The following is a 14,246-nucleotide window of genomic DNA, read 5'->3' as shown; positions in this document are numbered from 1 at the left end:
GGTCACCGCCCCCGGCGCACCGGCCTCAGGCGCGTGGCGCGCAGCCGAGCACATGGGCCTTGACCAGCACCCCGATGTCCGGGTCCTTCCTCAGGAACGCCTCGATGAGCGCTTCGTGCTCCTCGGCGTACGACTTCTGCACCGTGCCCAGCCAGCGGATCGAGAGCGCGGTGAACACCTCGATGCCCAGCCCCTCCCACGTGTGCAGCAGGACCGCGTTGCCGGCCGCACGGACCATCTCCCGGTGGAAACCGACCGTGTGGCGCACCTGCGCCTCGCCGTCGGCCAGCCGGTCCGCCTCGTACAGCGCCGCCACGTGGGGGGCGAGCAGCGAGCAGTCCTCGCCGAGTCCGGGGGCGGCCAGCTCGGCGGCGATCTGCTCCAGGCCGGCCCGTACCGGGTAGCTCTCCTCGAGATCGGCAGCGGTGAGGTTCCGGACCCGGACGCCCTTGTTGGGCGCCGACTCGATGAGCCGGAGCGTCTCCAGCTCGCGCAGCGCCTCGCGCACGGGGGTCTGGCTGACCTCCAGCTCGGTGGCGATGCGCCGCTCCACGATCCGCTCGCCCGGCTTCCAGCGCCCGCTGACGATCCCGTCCACGATGTGCTCGCGGATCTGTTCGCGCAGCGAGTGGACGACGGGCGGGGTCATGAGGGGCTCCTTCGGGGCAAACCGGTGCTGCCTGCACCAACACGGCTGCCGGAGGCGACCGGTGGTGTCTAGACAATACGGCGGCGCCCCCGCCCGGGAGTGTTCCGGACGGGGGCGCCGCTGGTGAGGCTGGTTACAGCCGTGGTGCTCAGAGGCCGAGCTCGACCTCGAACTCACCGGCCTCCAGGATCGCCTTGACCGCGGTCAGGTAGCGGGCGGCGTCCGCGCCGTCCACCAGACGGTGGTCGTAGGAGAGCGAGAGGTACGTCATGTCGCGGACGCCGATGACGGTGCCCTCGGCGGTCTCGATGACTGCCGGACGCTTGACGGTGGCGCCGATGCCCAGGATGGCTGCCTGGTTCGGCGGCACGATGACGGTGTCGAACAGCGCACCGCGCGAGCCGGTGTTGCTGATGGTGAAGGTGGCGCCGGACATGTCGTCCGGCGTCAGGCCGCCACCGCGGGCCTTGCCGGCCAGCTCGGCGGTCTTCTTCGAGATGCCGGCGAGGTTGAGGTCGCCCGCGCCCTTGATGACCGGGGTCATCAGGCCCTTCTCGGCGTCCACGGCGATGCCGATGTTCTCCGAGTCGAAGTACGTGATCGTGCCTTCGTCCTCGTTGATCCGGGCGTTGATGACCGGGTGGGCCTTCAGTGCCTGGGCGGCGGCCTTCACGTAGAACGGCATCGGGGAGAGCTTGACGCCCTCACGGGCCGCGAACGCGTCCTTCGCCTTGTTGCGCAGCTTCATCAGCTTGGTGACGTCGACCTCGACGACAGAGGTCAGCTGGGCCTGCGAGTGCAGCGCCTTCATCATGTTGTCGCCGATGACCTTGCGCATGCGGGTCATCTTGACGGTCTGACCGCGCAGCGGGGACACCTCGAGCTTCGGCGCGGCCTTCGCCGCCGGGGCGGCGGCCGGGGCCGGAGCCGGAGCGGCGGCGGCGGCCTTGGCGGCCTCCGCGGCGGCGACGACGTCCTGCTTGCGGATACGGCCACCGACGCCGGTGCCCTTGACCGCGCCCAGGTCGACGCCGTTCTCGGAGGCGAGCTTGCGGACCAGCGGCGTGACGTACGCGCCGTCGTCACCGGAGGTCGCGGCCGGAGCGGCCGGGGCCGGAGTGACCGGAGCAGGAGCGGCGGGCGCGGGCGCCGGAGCAGCCGGGGCCGGAGCGGCGGCGGCCGGAGCGGCGCCGGGAGCACCGATGACGGCCAGCTTCGCGCCGACCTCCGCGGTCTCGTCCTCGCCGACGACGATCTCCAGCAGCACGCCGGAGACCGGGGCCGGGATCTCGGTGTCGACCTTGTCCGTGGAGACCTCGAGGAGGGGCTCGTCCTCCGTGACCTCCTCGCCGACCTCCTTCAGCCAGCGGGTGACGGTGCCCTCGGTGACGCTCTCGCCGAGCGCCGGAAGGGTGACGTCGGTGCCGGAGGCCGAGGAAGCGCCGGTCGTGGCCTCGGCGGTCGGGGCCTCGGCCGGAGCCGCGGTCTCGGTCGACGGGGCGGTCGGCGCCTCGGCGGCGGCCGGGGCGGGCACCGCCGCGGGCTCGGCGGCGGGTTCGGCGGCCGGAGCGGCCTCGGCCGCCGGAGCGCCGGTGCCGTCGTCGATGACGGCCAGCTCGGCGCCGACCTCGACGGTCTCGTCCTCGGCGACCTTGATGGAGGCCAGAATGCCCGAGGCGGGAGCCGGGATCTCGGTGTCGACCTTGTCGGTCGACACCTCCAGCAGCGGCTCGTCGGCCTCGACGCGCTCGCCCTCGGCCTTCAGCCAGCGGGTGACAGTGCCCTCGGTGACGCTCTCGCCGAGCGCCGGCAGGGTTACGGAAACCGACATGGTTTCAGTTGCTCCTAACGAAAATGCGGAAGTGGTCGGTCGTCGCGCCCGGTCGACTGATCAGTCGTGGGAGTGCAGCGGCTTGCCGGCGAGGGCCAGGTGGGCCTCGCCCATCGCCTCGTTCTGCGTCGGGTGGGCGTGGATGAGCTGCGCGACCTCGGCCGGCAGCGCCTCCCAGTTGTAGATCAGCTGGGCTTCGCCGACCTGCTCGCCCATACGGTCACCCACCATGTGGACGCCGACCACGGCACCGTCCTTGACCTGGACGAGCTTGATCTCGCCCGCGGTCTTGAGGATCTTGCTCTTGCCGTTGCCCGCGAGGTTGTACTTCAGCGCGACGACCTTGTCCGCGCCGTAGAGCTCCTTGGCCTTGGCCTCGGTGATCCCGACGGAGGCGACCTCGGGGTGGCAGTACGTCACCTTCGGGACACCGTCGTAGTCGATCGGGACGGTCTTCATGCCGGCCAGGCGCTCCGCCACGAGGATGCCCTCGGCGAAGCCGACGTGCGCCAGCTGAAGGGTCGGGACCAGGTCGCCCACGGCCGAGATCGTCGGAACGTTGGTCTGCATGTACTCGTCGACGAGGACGTAGCCGCGGTCCATCGCGACGCCCGCCTCCTCGTAACCGAGGCCCTGGGAGACCGGGCCGCGGCCGATCGCGACGAGGAGCAGCTCCGCCTCGAAGGTCTTGCCGTCGGCGAGGGTCACCCGGACGCCGTCCTGGGTGTACTCGACACCCTGGAAGAAGGTGCCGAGGTTGAACTTGATGCCGCGCTTGCGGAAAGCGCGCTCAAGAAGCTTCGAGCTGTTCTCGTCCTCGACCGGGACGAGGTGCTTCAGGCCCTCGACGATGGTGACGTCGGTGCCGAAGGACTTCCACGCGGAGGCGAACTCGACGCCGATGACGCCGCCGCCCAGCACGATCGCCGACTTGGGCACGCGGTCCAGCTTCAGCGCGTGGTCCGAGGAGATGACGCGGTTGCCGTCGATCTCCAGGCCCGGGAGCGACTTCGGTACGGAGCCGGTCGCCAGGAGCACGTGGCGGCCCTGGATGCGCTGGCCGTTCACATCCACCGAGGTGGCGGAGGAGAGACGTCCCTCACCCTCGATGTAGTGCACCTTGCGGGAGGCGATGAGACCCTGGAGACCCTTGTACAGGCCCGAGATCACGTCGTCCTTGTACTTGTGGACGGCCGCCATGTCGATGCCCTCGAAGGTGGCCTTGACGCCGAACTGGTCGGCCTCGCGCGCCTGGTCCGCGATCTCACCGGCGTGCAGCAGGGCCTTCGTGGGGATACAGCCGTTGTGCAGGCAGGTGCCGCCGACCTTGCCCTTCTCGATCAGAGCGACGTCCAGGCCCAGCTGCGCTCCGCGCAGGGCCGCGGCATAACCGCCGCTACCACCGCCGAGGATCACTAGGTCGAAAACGGTGCTGGCGTCGTTCGCCACGTCACGTCCTCCATGCATGTGCGCCGTACGCCGGGGCCCCGTCATCGGGGTGTGACCGGCCGGTCGGCTGGTGTGCGGCCGCTTTTGTCATTCGGCCCTGTGGTGGGGGCCCTGTCCTGCCGAGAACCCATCTTCGCACTTGTCGACGGCGGGCGGGACGCGGGGCCCGTGTCTGGGACGGATGATCGTCCGTCCCAGGGGGTTACCGCTGCGTAGAGACGTACGGATTTCGTCGAGAGCGAAACCCGCCCGGCCCCTGCCGCGGTGCCGTGGAGGCAACACGTACGGCCCCGGACGTATGCCCGGGGCCGTACGACAGCGGTGACCTCAGCCGAGGTCGCCGGCCGCGGTGCGCTCCGCCAGCTTCACCAGGGTGCGGACCGCCGATCCGGTGCCGCCCTTCGGCGTGTAGCCGTACGGGGCGCCCTCGTGGAAGGCCGGCCCGGCGATGTCCAGGTGCGCCCAGGCGATGCCCTCGCCCACGAACTCCTGCAGGAACAGACCCGCCACCAGGCCGCCGCCCATCCGCTCGCCCATGTTGGCGATGTCGGCGGTCGGGGAGTCCATGCCCTTGCGCAGGTCGGCCGGGAGCGGCATCGGCCAGGAGGCCTCGCCGACCTCTTCGGCGATCTCGTGGATCGAGGTACGGAAGGCGTCGTCGTTCGCCATGATGCCGAAGGTGCGGTTGCCCAGCGCCAGCACCATCGCGCCGGTCAGGGTCGCCACGTCGACGATCGCGTCCGGGTTCTCCTCGGAGGCGCGGGTCAGCGCGTCGGCGAGGACGAGCCGGCCCTCGGCGTCCGTGTTGAGGACCTCGACGGTCTTGCCGCTGTACATGCGCAGCACGTCACCCGGGCGGGTGGCGGTGCCCGACGGCATGTTCTCCGCGAGCGCCAGCCAGCCGGTGACGTTGACCCGCAGGCCCAGACGGGCGGCCGCGACGACGGTCGCGAACACGGCGGCGGCGCCGGCCATGTCGCACTTCATCGTCTCGTTGTGGCCGGCCGGCTTCAGCGAGATGCCGCCCGAGTCGTAGGTGATGCCCTTGCCCACGAGGGCCAGGGTCTTCTCCGCCTTCGGGTGCGTGTACGCCAGCTTCACCAGGCGCGGGCCGCGGGCCGCGCCCTGGCCGACGCCGAGCAGACCGCCGAAGCCGCCCTTGACGAGCGCCTTCTCGTCGAGGACCTGCACCTTGATGCCGTGCTCCTTGCCGGCGGCGGTGGCCACGGCGGCGAAGGACTCGGGGTACAGGTCGTTGGGCGGGGTGTTGACCAGGTCGCGGGCGCGGTTGATCTCCTCGGCCAGCGCGAGGGCGCGCTCGGCGGCGGCCTTGAAGGCCTTGTCGCGCGGCTTGGCGCCGAGGAGGGCGACCTCGGCGAGCGGCAGCTTCGCACCGTTGGGCTTGGCGCCCTTGGGGGCCAGCTTGTTCTCGCCGGCCTGGTAGGCGGTGAAGGCGTACGCGCCCAGCAGGGCGCCCTCCGCGATGGCCTCGGCGTCCTCGACGGAACCGACGGGCAGGGCGAAGCCGGCCTTCTTCGATCCGGCGAGCGCGCGGGCGGCCGCGCCCGCGGCCCGGCGCAGCGCCTCGGCGTCGTACGCGCCGTCCTTCTCCGGGACCGGGCCGAGCCCGGCCGCGATGACGACCGGGACCTTCAGGCCGTCGGGCGCGGGGAGCTTGGTGAGCTCGCCCTCGGCACCGGAGGCGCCCAGGGTCGCCAGGACGGCGGCGAGCTTTCCGCCGAACGCCTTGTCCACGGCCTCGGCGCCAGGCGCGAGGACCAGGTCCCCGGACTTGGAGCCGGCGGCCTTGGCGACGCCGACGACGAGCGCGTCGGCGCGCAGCGTCGCCGCACCGGCAGTGCTGAGAGTGAGAGCAGTCACGGTGGTGAAATCTCGCTTCCGTTGAGTTCTGTTCCGGCCTGTGTTGGTCGAGGGGGTGGCCGACCGTGCCCGGCGCATCGTAGACGCCGCCGCGATGTGCCGGGAATGAGCCTACGCGCGCCTTTGCTGCCCGATTACGGCGGCGGGCCGACAGCGCTCCGCGGCAGTCGTACCGTTGTCACGCCGGGATGATCTTTTCCGGTGGAACGGACGGCCTGCGCAACGGCGTCGGCGGACCCTGGGGAGAGCGATGGACGACCGGATGGCCGCCCGGATGAGCGGCCGGCCGGCGGCGCTGCCCGTCACCGTACTGATTCTGTGGATGATGCTGGCCGGCTGCACCTCGGCGCCCGGGGCCGCCCCGTCGCCCGCCCCCTCCGGGCGGTCCGCCCAGGCGCGCTGGCAGCCGGAGCCGGGCACCGCCTGGCAGTGGCAGCTCTCCGGGCCGCTGGACACGACGGTGGACGCCCCGGTGTACGACATCGACGGCTTCGACCGCGACGCGGCTCAGGTGGCGGAGCTGCACCGCAAGGGGCGCAAGGTCATCTGCTACCTGTCCACGGGCGCCTGGGAGGAATTCCGTCCGGACGCGGCGGAGTTCCCCGCCGCGGTCCTCGGCAGGGGCAACGGCTGGAAGGGGGAGCGCTGGCTCGACATCCGGCGCACCGACGTCCTGGAGCCGCTGATGGAGCGCCGGATCTCCATGTGCGCGAAGAAGGGCTTCGACGCGGTCGAGCCCGACAACATGGACGGCTACCGCAACCCGAGCGGCTTCCCGCTGACCGCCGCCGACCAGCTGCGCTACAACCGCCTCATCGCGCGCGTCGCCCACCGACACCACCTCGCCGTCGGCCTGAAGAACGACCTCCCGCAGATTCCCGGACTCGTCGGCGACTTCGACTTCGCGGTGAACGAACAGTGCGCCCAGTACGAGGAGTGCGAGGAGCTCTCCCCGTTCATCGAGGCGGGCAAGGCCGTCTTCCACGTGGAGTACGAGCTGCCCGTGGCACGGTTCTGCCCGCAGTCCCGGAAGCTGCGGCTGAGCTCGCTGCTCAAGAAGTACGAGCTCGGAGTCTGGCGGGAGCCGTGCCCGGCGGGCGGGAGCTGACGGAGGGGCCGGACGGCCGGCCTCAGCCGAGGGCCAGACCCACCAGCGTCACCGTCGCCGCCGTCTCCGCCAGCGCGCCGAACACATCGCCGGTCACCCCGCCGAAGCGCCGTACGCAGTGCCGCAGCAGCACCTGGGCCACCGCGAGCGCGGCCACGGCGGCGAGGGCGTAGCGCACCGCCCCGTACCCGCCGAGCAGGGCCCCGGCGCCCGCGCACACCGCCACCGTCAGCGCCGCGGCCGCCCCCGCGCCGACGGCCGGGACGGTGCCCGCGACCGCGGCCCCCAGTCCCTCCGGGCGGGCCGCCGGGACACCTCGGCGGGAGGCCAGCGTGAGGGTGAGCCGGGCGACGACGGCGGACGCGACGGCCGCCACCGCGCCCTGCGCCCAGCCCTGGGCGTACAGCTGCTGAAGGACCGCCACCTGGGCGAGCAGGACGAACAGCAGGGTGATCACACCGAACGGCCCAATGTCCGACTGCTTCATGATCCGCAGCGCCTCGGCGGCCGGCTTGCCGCTGCCCAGGCCGTCCGCCGTGTCCGCGAGACCGTCCAGGTGCAGCCCCCGGGTGAGGGCCGCGGGCAGTGCGGCGGAGGCGACCGCGGCGAGCAGCGGCCCCGCGCCCAGCAGCAGCAACAGGGTGCCGGGCACCGCCGCGAGCACCCCCACGACGAGGCCGGCCAGCGGGGCGCACAGCATCCCGGCCCGGGCGGTCCCGCGGTCCCAGCGGGTGACGCGGACGGGGAGCACGGTGAGGGTGCCGAAGGCGAAACGCAGGCCGTGGCTGTTCAGGGAGGTCACGGCGCGCAGGCTAACCGGTGGGCGCGGCCGCTAGATTGTGCGGAACGGCGGAAACCGGGTCGGAAGCGACGTATCGGGAGTGGGTGGGATGGGTCACTGGTTCGATCGGAACGTCATCGAGCCGGGGAAGCTGCCCCTGCTCCTGTCGCTGGCCGCCTTCGTGCTGACCTTCGCCATCACGCGGGTCATCACCCGGATGATCCGGGCGGGCAAGGGGCCGTTCGGCAACATCACGCCGGGCGGGGTCCATGTCCATCATGTGGTGCCGGGCGTGGTGCTGAGCGTGATCGGCGGGTTCGGGGCGGTGGCCAGTGGCAACCACGGCTTCGCGGCCGGCGCCTGTGCGGTCGTCTTCGGCATCGGTGCGGGGCTGGTGCTTGACGAGTTCGCCCTGATCCTGCACATGGACGACGTGTACTGGACGGAGCAGGGCAGACAGAGCGTGGAGGTCGTCGTCCTGACCGCCGCCCTGGTCCTGCTCCTGCTCGGCGGCTTCTCGCCGCTCGGCGTGGACGACCTGAGCGACGATCAGGAGCAGGGCCGGCTCGGCCTCGTCCTCACCCTCGTCGTCAACTTCTGCTTCGTGCTGATCGCCCTGTTCAAGGGCAAGGTGCGGATGGCGGTGGTCGGCGCCCTGGTCCCGTTCGTCGCCCTGATCGGGGCCGTCCGGCTGGCCCGGCCGGCCTCGATGTGGGCCAAGCGGTTCTACCGCAACCGGCACCGGGCCAGGGCCCGCTCGGTGCTGCGCGCCTACCACCACGACGTCCGCTGGGCCGGACCGCGCCGCAGGTTTCAGGACTTGATCGGCGGTGCGCCCGACCGGCTCCCGGCGCCCTCGTCCAAACCCTGACCGCGCCGGCGGCACAGGGCGGGGACCGTGCACAGCACGAGCGCCGCCGCGATGGCCGCCAGGTGTTCCTTGCCCGCCAGGTTCCCCTTCACCGCGACCTCCGCCGCCATCGCCACGACCACCAGCCCGCCGGTGAACCGGGCCCGGTAGGCCCAGCAGACGCAGACCGCGAGGGCGACCACCGCGGCCGAGGGGCCGGTGTCGACGATCCGGGCGTCGGAGCCCGGCAGGCCCAGGAACCCCCCGGGGCCCACGGCGACGCCGATCCGCGCGTACAGCGTCCCGGCGAGCGTCGCGACGTACGCGATCAGCAGCGTCCGCCGCCGGCCCAGGCAGATCTCGGCGATCCCGAACACCAGCAGCACCTGCGCCAGGGCGCCCCACACCGGCAGGTCGAGCGCCGGAACGAAGAGGGACAGGGGGGTGCGCAGCAGGGCCGGCAGGAGCGGATCCTCGGCCCGCACCGCGCCGAGCGCCTGCACCGGCCCGTAGCCCCAGGAGGTGTTCTGCACCAGGTGGAGCACCGCCGTCAGACCGACCGCCGCCAGGGTCATCGGGACGGCCCGCAGCCGCTCGGCGGCGAGCGCGGCGCGTACGGTCGTCCACAACGGACCCCACTCCCGGCGGGCCGCCCGGCCGATTGAACGCGACGGGTTCATCCACGCGGTCCGAGCCTCGCGCGGTGCAGCCACTTGGGCAGCCCGGGCGCCTCCAGGAACCCCTCGGCGCGGCCGGCGGCGATGCCGATGCGGGGCAGGTCCGCGCTCTTCTCGAAGAGCAGGTAGCGCGGCTCCCAGATCGGCCGGTACTTGGCGTTGGCCCGGTAGAGCGACTCGATCTGCCACCACCGGGAGAAGAAGCTGAGCAGGGAACGCCACAGCCTCAGCACCGGCCCCGCGCCGAGCCGGGATCCGCGCTCGAAGACGGAGCGGAACATGGCGAAGTTCAGCGACACCTGGGTGACGCCGATCTCCCCGGCCCGTTGCAGGAGTTCGATGACCATGAACTCCATCAGGCCGTTCTCCGCGTCCCGGTCACGGCGCATCAGGTCGAGCGACAGGCCGTGCGGACCCCAGGGGACGAAGCTCAGTACGGCGCGCAGTTCACCGGCCCCGCCGTCCGCGGCGGGAGCGGCGTCACGGCATTCGAGCATTACGCACTGCCCGTCGGCCGGATCGCCGAGCCTGCCCAGCGCCATCGAGAAGCCGCGTTCGGTCGCGCCGTCGCGCCAGTCGTCGGCCCGGCGCACCAGTTCGGCCATCTCGGTCTCGGGGATCTCGGCGTGCCGGCGGATCCTCACCTCGTAACCGGCCCGCTTGACCCGGTTGTAGGCCTGGCGGACCGTCCGCATCGCCCGCCCCTCCAGGGTGAACTCGGCGGTCTCCACGATCGCCTCGTCCCCCAGCTCAAGGGCGTCGAGGCCGTGGCGGGCGTAGACCGTGCCGCCCTCCTCGCTGACCCCCATCGCCGCCGGGATCCAGCCGTGCTCGCGGGCCTCGGCCAGCCAGGGCTCGATCGCCCCGGGCCAGGCCTCGGGGTCGCCGATCGGGTCGCCGGAGGCCAGTGAGACGCCGCCGACCACCCGGTAGGCGACGGCGGCCTTCCCGGTCGGCGACCAGACGACGCTCTTCTCGCGGCGCAGCGCGAAGTAGCCGAGCGAGTCCCGCTCGCCGTGCTTGTCGAGCAGGGCCCGCAGGGACGCCTCGTCCCCCGGAGTGATCCGGTCGACCGCGCGCCGGGCCCGGAAAGCCGCGTACACGACGGCGATGAGCAGCAGGGTGGAGAGGATGTTGATGACGACGTTCACCCACCCCGGCGTCGTGATGCCCGGGAACCGGGCGTCGTCGGCGGCGACGGAGACCAGCCGCAGCGCGCCGTAGCGCCAGCGGTCCAGGAACGTCGAACGGTGCTCGTCGTGCGCGGTGTTGGTGAGCGTGACCAGGCCGGCGGCGATCAGCGAGGTGGCCAGCAGCCCGCCGACCGCCACCAGCGCGGCGAGCTTCGGGTTGGACCGGTCGCCCTTCGCGTAGAACTCGCGCCGCCCGAGGACGAGCGCGAGCACGAAGGCCGCGGTCAGCCCGAGCGAGATCCAGTTCTGCGGGTACCGGCGGATCTCGGGGAAGCCGATCACGGCCGCGAAGAGCAGCAGCGTGAGCCCGCTCAGCACCAGGTTGACGATCCACGCGGCCCGTTTGCGCCGCCGCATCGTGACCGCGAGGAACAGGGCGACGACTCCGGAGGAGAAGCCCGCGGTGAGCAGGTAGGGCGTGAAGTAGTTCTCGGTGTTGTGGCGGCGGAGGTCCTGGCCGAAGGTGACCCAGACGGCGCTCAGGAAATTGATGAACGACACGACGCGCAGGTACCAGATCGCGAAGGCCGCGCTGTGGCGCGAGCGGTCGGTGCTCCGCGGCCGTTCGCCGCTCCGCACCCGCCCCGTGCTCCGTACCCGCCCGTCGCTCCGCGGCCGGTCGTTGTTCTGCGGCCGGGCGGCACTCCGCCCGGATTCCTCGCTGGCCAATCGGACCTCTCCCATGAAAAGCGATCATATGGGGCATCGCGCTGCATGAAAGGGGCCGCGCTGCGGCCGGTGTCCGGACGGCCGCAGGGGTCAGCTGCCGCTCGTCACTCCCCGGCCGGGTCGCCCTGGCCGGCCTCTCCGTCGGCGGATGCCTCCTCGCCGTCGTCCTGCGTGTCGTCCTCGTCGGTCTCCGGTGCGCGTTCGGGCAGCTCCGCCGCCAGCGCCGCCGCGGCCTGCACGAACGGAAGCGCGAGCAGCGCCCCGCTTCCCTCACCGACGATGACGCCGTGGTCCAGCAGCGGGTTGAGCGCCATCCGGTCCAGCGCCTTCGCCTGCGCCGGTTCACCGCTCAGCTGGCCCGCCAGCCACCAGTCCGGCGCCCGGAACGCGGCCCGCTGACCGACCAGCGCACACGCCGCGGAGACCACACCGTCCAGGATCACCGGGAGCCGGCGCACCGCGCACTGCAGCAGGAAGCCGGTCATCGCCGCGAGGTCCGCACCGCCCACCGTGGCCAGCAGCTCCACCTGGTCGCCCAGCACCGGCCGGGCCCGGCGCAGCGCGTCACGGATCGCCGCGCACTTGCGCATCCAGGCCAGGTCGTCGATGCCCGCACCGCCGCGCCCCGTGACCACCGAGGCGTCGGTGCCGCAGAGCGCCGCGATCAGGGTGGCCGCCGCCGTCGTACCGCCGACGCTCAGATCACCGAGCACCACCAGGTCGGTACCCGAGTCGGCCTCCTCGTCGGCGATCGCCATGCCGAGGCGCACCGCCTCCCGGGCCTCCTCGACCGTCATGGCGTCCTCGACGTCGATCCGGCCGCTGCCGCGCCGCACCCGGGTCCGCACGACCGCTTCCGGCAACAGCTCCGGCTCGCAGTCCAGACCGGCGTCGACGATCCGCACCGGTACGGCGAACCGGCGCGCCAGCACGGCGAGCGGCGTCGAGCCGTCCAGCGTGGCGCGCACCAGCTCGTGCGCACTGCCGGCCGCACGGCCGGAGACGCCCAGCTCCGCCACCCCGTGATCACCGGCGAACAGCACCACACGGGCCTGCTCGACCGGCCTGACCGGCACCGCCTGCTGGGCCGCCGAGAGCCATTCGCCCAGCTCGTCGAGGCGGCCGAGCGCGCCCGGCGGCACGCTGAACCGCTCCCGGCGTTCCTCGGCGTCTCGCCGTACACCCCCGTCGGGGCGTTCGATCAGGTCGGAGAAGTCGTCCAGATTCACGGGGGTCTGCCTCGCGGGTCGATACGTGATGGGGACCGGGGAGCCCGGCGGCGGGCTCACACCGACCGTCACCTGGGGGGCGGCGTCACGGGGCTGGGTACGCACCTTCTTCCACCCCCGGGTGACGGTCGGTCTCGGAGGCGGCCGGGTGGCCTGCGACCGGAAAGCCTCGTACCGCTGAACAGTACCTGCCGCGATTTCCGGCCCGCCTCGGTGCGTGGTGCGGTCCGCCGAGCGCGCCGGGTGGCCGCGGGCGCCTCCGGTCCGCCGCCCGCCACCGGCCCCCTTCCGCCTCCCTCGGGCCACCCGCCGACGGGCCGCCGGCCCTCAGCCGCGCAGCGTCAGCGCCTGCCCGGCCACCACCAGCAGCACCTGCTCGCACTCGTCGGCGAAGGCGGCGTTCAGCCGGCCCAGCTCGTCCCGGAACCGCCGCCCCGCGGCGGTCGCCGGCACCACGCCGGAACCGGTCTCGTTGGTCACCGCGACCATCGTGCGGCGCGTCCCGCGCACCGCGGCGACGAGCTCGGCCGTCCGCTCCCGCAGCGCGCGCTCGCCGCCGCCCGCCCAGGCCGCGTCGTCCCAGGCGTCCACCCGGTCCATCGCGTCCGTCAGCCAGAGCGACAGGCAGTCGATCAGCAGCGGCGGTCCGTCCGCCTCCAGCAGTTCCACCAGCTCGCAGGTCTCCTCGGTGCGCCAGGCCGCCGGTCTGCGCTCCCGGTGCACCCCGATCCTGGCGGCCCACTCCGCATCGCCCGCCCGGCCGCCGCCGGTCGCCACGTACACGACCTCGGGGTACGTCTCCAGCCGCCGTTCGGCCTCGACCGACTTCCCGGACCGGGCGCCGCCGGTGACCAGCGTGCGCCGGGGGAGGAACGGCTCGGCGTGATAGCCGCCGACGGTCAGCGTCGTCCCGTCGGGTACGGCACGGGCCCCGCCCGCCGCCAGCCGGCGGTCGAGTTCGGGGCCGGGCGGCGCGTCATGGTCCAGATGGACCGCGATCACCTCGGTGGCCGGCCCGACCGCCTCGACGGCCCGCAGCCGGGCCACCGCGTCGGGCCGCCCCACGACATCCGCGACCACCATGTCGTACGGCTCCGCCATCCGGTCGGCGAGACCGGCCGGCGCGCCGCCCGGCGGCAGGTACAGCAGCCGCTCGCCGACCGGCGACGTGACCTCGTACCCCGTGCCGGGCGCGTCCATCGGCACGGCACGCACCCGGTGTCCGCTGATCAGCGTCAGCACCTGTCCGTCCGGCACCCGGCCCGCCGGGGGCAGTCCGGCGGGCAGTTCGACCGCGGGGCCGTCGTGGGGATGGGTGAGGAGCACCTGCCGTACGCCGGTGAGCGAATGCCCCGCACGGGCGGCGGCGAACACCGCTCCGGGGGTCAGATCGAGCAGGAGCGCGTCGTCGATCAGCAGGGCCGTCGCGGCCCGGGCCCACGCCCCGCGGGCGGTGGCGCAGGCGGCACAAGGACAGTCGGGCCGCGGCAGCCCGTCGGGGGCTCCGGTGCCGAGCAGAGTCAGTTCCACGCTCCGATCCTCCCGCGTCCCCGCACCGGGTGCGCGACGTGGGGGTCACCGGTGGTGTCAGGGCCCCTTCCCGCGCTGGTCGTAAGCACTAGGCTGCGGGACGGAACAAAGTGACCCAGGAGGCGGACATGGCGTGGACGTGGCGGTTCGAAAAGTCCGACGGTACGGAGACGGAGCCGGCCCTGCAGCCGGAGGAATTCACGACGCAGGGCGACGCGGAGTCCTGGATCGGTGAGTACTGGAAGGAACTCCTCGAGGGCGGGGCGGACCAGGTGACGCTCTTCGACGACACGACGAAGATCTACGGCCCGATGAGCCTCCAGGCCGAACAGAGCGCCGAGCCGGACGCCGAACCGAGCGCCGAGCCGGGCTCCGAACCGAGCTGACCAGGACGGCCGG

Annotated in this window: 12 protein-coding genes; 3 read left to right on the top strand and 9 right to left on the bottom strand. The window is 72.8% G+C overall.

Going from position 1 to position 14,246, the window contains the following annotated elements; genetic code table 11:
• Positions 1–25: 25 nt before the first annotated feature.
• The 4 genes from E6R60_RS31330 to E6R60_RS31315 all read right to left on the bottom strand — a co-directional run bounded on the left by E6R60_RS31330 (position 26) and on the right by E6R60_RS31315 (position 5,810).
• Positions 26–649, bottom strand: a complete 624-nt coding sequence (locus tag E6R60_RS31330) for a GntR family transcriptional regulator (protein WP_136330089.1) — start codon at positions 647–649, stop codon at positions 26–28.
• A gap of 148 nt (positions 650–797) precedes the next feature.
• On the bottom strand, positions 798–2,480 hold the full coding sequence (gene sucB / locus E6R60_RS31325; protein ID WP_136330088.1) for a 2-oxoglutarate dehydrogenase, E2 component, dihydrolipoamide succinyltransferase: 1,683 nt from the start codon (positions 2,478–2,480) through the stop codon (positions 798–800).
• A gap of 60 nt (positions 2,481–2,540) precedes the next feature.
• On the bottom strand, positions 2,541–3,929 hold the full coding sequence (gene lpdA / locus E6R60_RS31320) for a dihydrolipoyl dehydrogenase (protein ID WP_136330087.1): 1,389 nt from the start codon (positions 3,927–3,929) through the stop codon (positions 2,541–2,543).
• Positions 3,930–4,256: 327 nt separating this feature from the next.
• A complete protein-coding gene (locus tag E6R60_RS31315; RefSeq protein WP_136330086.1) occupies positions 4,257–5,810 on the bottom strand; it encodes a leucyl aminopeptidase in 1,554 nt (517 codons plus the stop codon).
• A gap of 250 nt (positions 5,811–6,060) precedes the next feature.
• Here E6R60_RS31315 and E6R60_RS31310 point away from each other — a divergent pair, with 250 nt between their 5' ends.
• Positions 6,061–6,918: an endo alpha-1,4 polygalactosaminidase gene (locus tag E6R60_RS31310; protein ID WP_136330085.1), complete on the top strand. Its 858-nt coding sequence runs from the start codon at positions 6,061–6,063 to the stop codon at positions 6,916–6,918.
• A gap of 22 nt (positions 6,919–6,940) precedes the next feature.
• Here E6R60_RS31310 and E6R60_RS31305 read toward each other — a convergent pair whose 3' ends face one another.
• Positions 6,941–7,720 carry an adenosylcobinamide-GDP ribazoletransferase gene (locus E6R60_RS31305; protein WP_136330084.1) on the bottom strand — a complete coding sequence of 260 codons (780 nt, stop codon included), beginning with the start codon at positions 7,718–7,720 and terminating at the stop codon, positions 6,941–6,943.
• Positions 7,721–7,808: 88 nt separating this feature from the next.
• Here E6R60_RS31305 and E6R60_RS31300 point away from each other — a divergent pair, with 88 nt between their 5' ends.
• Positions 7,809–8,570 carry a hypothetical protein gene (locus E6R60_RS31300; protein WP_136330083.1) on the top strand — a complete coding sequence of 254 codons (762 nt, stop codon included), beginning with the start codon at positions 7,809–7,811 and terminating at the stop codon, positions 8,568–8,570.
• Here E6R60_RS31300 and E6R60_RS31295 read toward each other — a convergent pair.
• The 4 genes from E6R60_RS31295 to E6R60_RS31280 all read right to left on the bottom strand — a co-directional run bounded on the left by E6R60_RS31295 (position 8,513) and on the right by E6R60_RS31280 (position 13,847).
• Positions 8,513–9,229 carry a hypothetical protein gene (locus E6R60_RS31295; RefSeq protein WP_136330082.1) on the bottom strand — a complete coding sequence of 239 codons (717 nt, stop codon included), beginning with the start codon at positions 9,227–9,229 and terminating at the stop codon, positions 8,513–8,515. The two genes, E6R60_RS31300 and E6R60_RS31295, sit on opposite strands and share 58 nt — an antisense overlap.
• Positions 9,226–11,103, bottom strand: a complete 1,878-nt coding sequence (locus E6R60_RS31290; protein WP_240802756.1) for a phosphatidylglycerol lysyltransferase domain-containing protein — start codon at positions 11,101–11,103, stop codon at positions 9,226–9,228. Before E6R60_RS31290 ends, E6R60_RS31295 begins: the two co-directional genes overlap by 4 nt.
• 89 nt (positions 11,104–11,192) lie before the next feature.
• Positions 11,193–12,317, bottom strand: coding sequence for a nicotinate-nucleotide--dimethylbenzimidazole phosphoribosyltransferase (gene cobT, locus E6R60_RS31285; protein WP_136330081.1), 1,125 nt, complete (start codon positions 12,315–12,317; stop codon positions 11,193–11,195).
• Positions 12,318–12,644: 327 nt separating this feature from the next.
• Positions 12,645–13,847 (bottom strand): bifunctional adenosylcobinamide kinase/adenosylcobinamide-phosphate guanylyltransferase, encoded by a 1,203-nt coding sequence (locus tag E6R60_RS31280; RefSeq protein ID WP_136330080.1) that lies wholly within the window; start codon positions 13,845–13,847, stop codon positions 12,645–12,647.
• A gap of 128 nt (positions 13,848–13,975) precedes the next feature.
• Between E6R60_RS31280 and E6R60_RS31275 the strand changes: the two genes are divergently transcribed.
• Positions 13,976–14,233 (top strand): hypothetical protein, encoded by a 258-nt coding sequence (locus E6R60_RS31275; protein WP_136330079.1) that lies wholly within the window; start codon positions 13,976–13,978, stop codon positions 14,231–14,233.
• Positions 14,234–14,246: the final 13 nt, after the last annotated feature.

The organism is Streptomyces sp. A0642 (genome assembly GCF_004795105.1).
Taxonomy (GTDB): domain Bacteria; phylum Actinomycetota; class Actinomycetes; order Streptomycetales; family Streptomycetaceae; genus Streptomyces.
The sequence above is the reverse complement of the archived record's forward strand: the minus strand, read 5'-3'. Positions and strand labels throughout refer to the sequence as shown.

Excerpts from the sequence above, each read along its gene's own strand:
- E6R60_RS31330 (WP_136330089.1), bottom strand. The coding sequence starts at position 649 with ATGACCCCGCCCGTCGTCCACTCGCTGCGCGAACAGATCCGCGAGCAC.
- sucB (WP_136330088.1), bottom strand. The coding sequence starts at position 2,480 with ATGTCGGTTTCCGTAACCCTGCCGGCGCTCGGCGAGAGCGTCACCGAG.
- E6R60_RS31310 (WP_136330085.1), top strand. The coding sequence starts at position 6,061 with ATGGACGACCGGATGGCCGCCCGGATGAGCGGCCGGCCGGCGGCGCTG.
- E6R60_RS31300 (WP_136330083.1), top strand. The coding sequence starts at position 7,809 with ATGGGTCACTGGTTCGATCGGAACGTCATCGAGCCGGGGAAGCTGCCC.
- E6R60_RS31295 (WP_136330082.1), bottom strand. The coding sequence starts at position 9,229 with ATGAACCCGTCGCGTTCAATCGGCCGGGCGGCCCGCCGGGAGTGGGGT.
- E6R60_RS31290 (WP_240802756.1), bottom strand. The coding sequence starts at position 11,103 with ATGGGAGAGGTCCGATTGGCCAGCGAGGAATCCGGGCGGAGTGCCGCC.
- E6R60_RS31275 (WP_136330079.1), top strand. The coding sequence starts at position 13,976 with ATGGCGTGGACGTGGCGGTTCGAAAAGTCCGACGGTACGGAGACGGAG.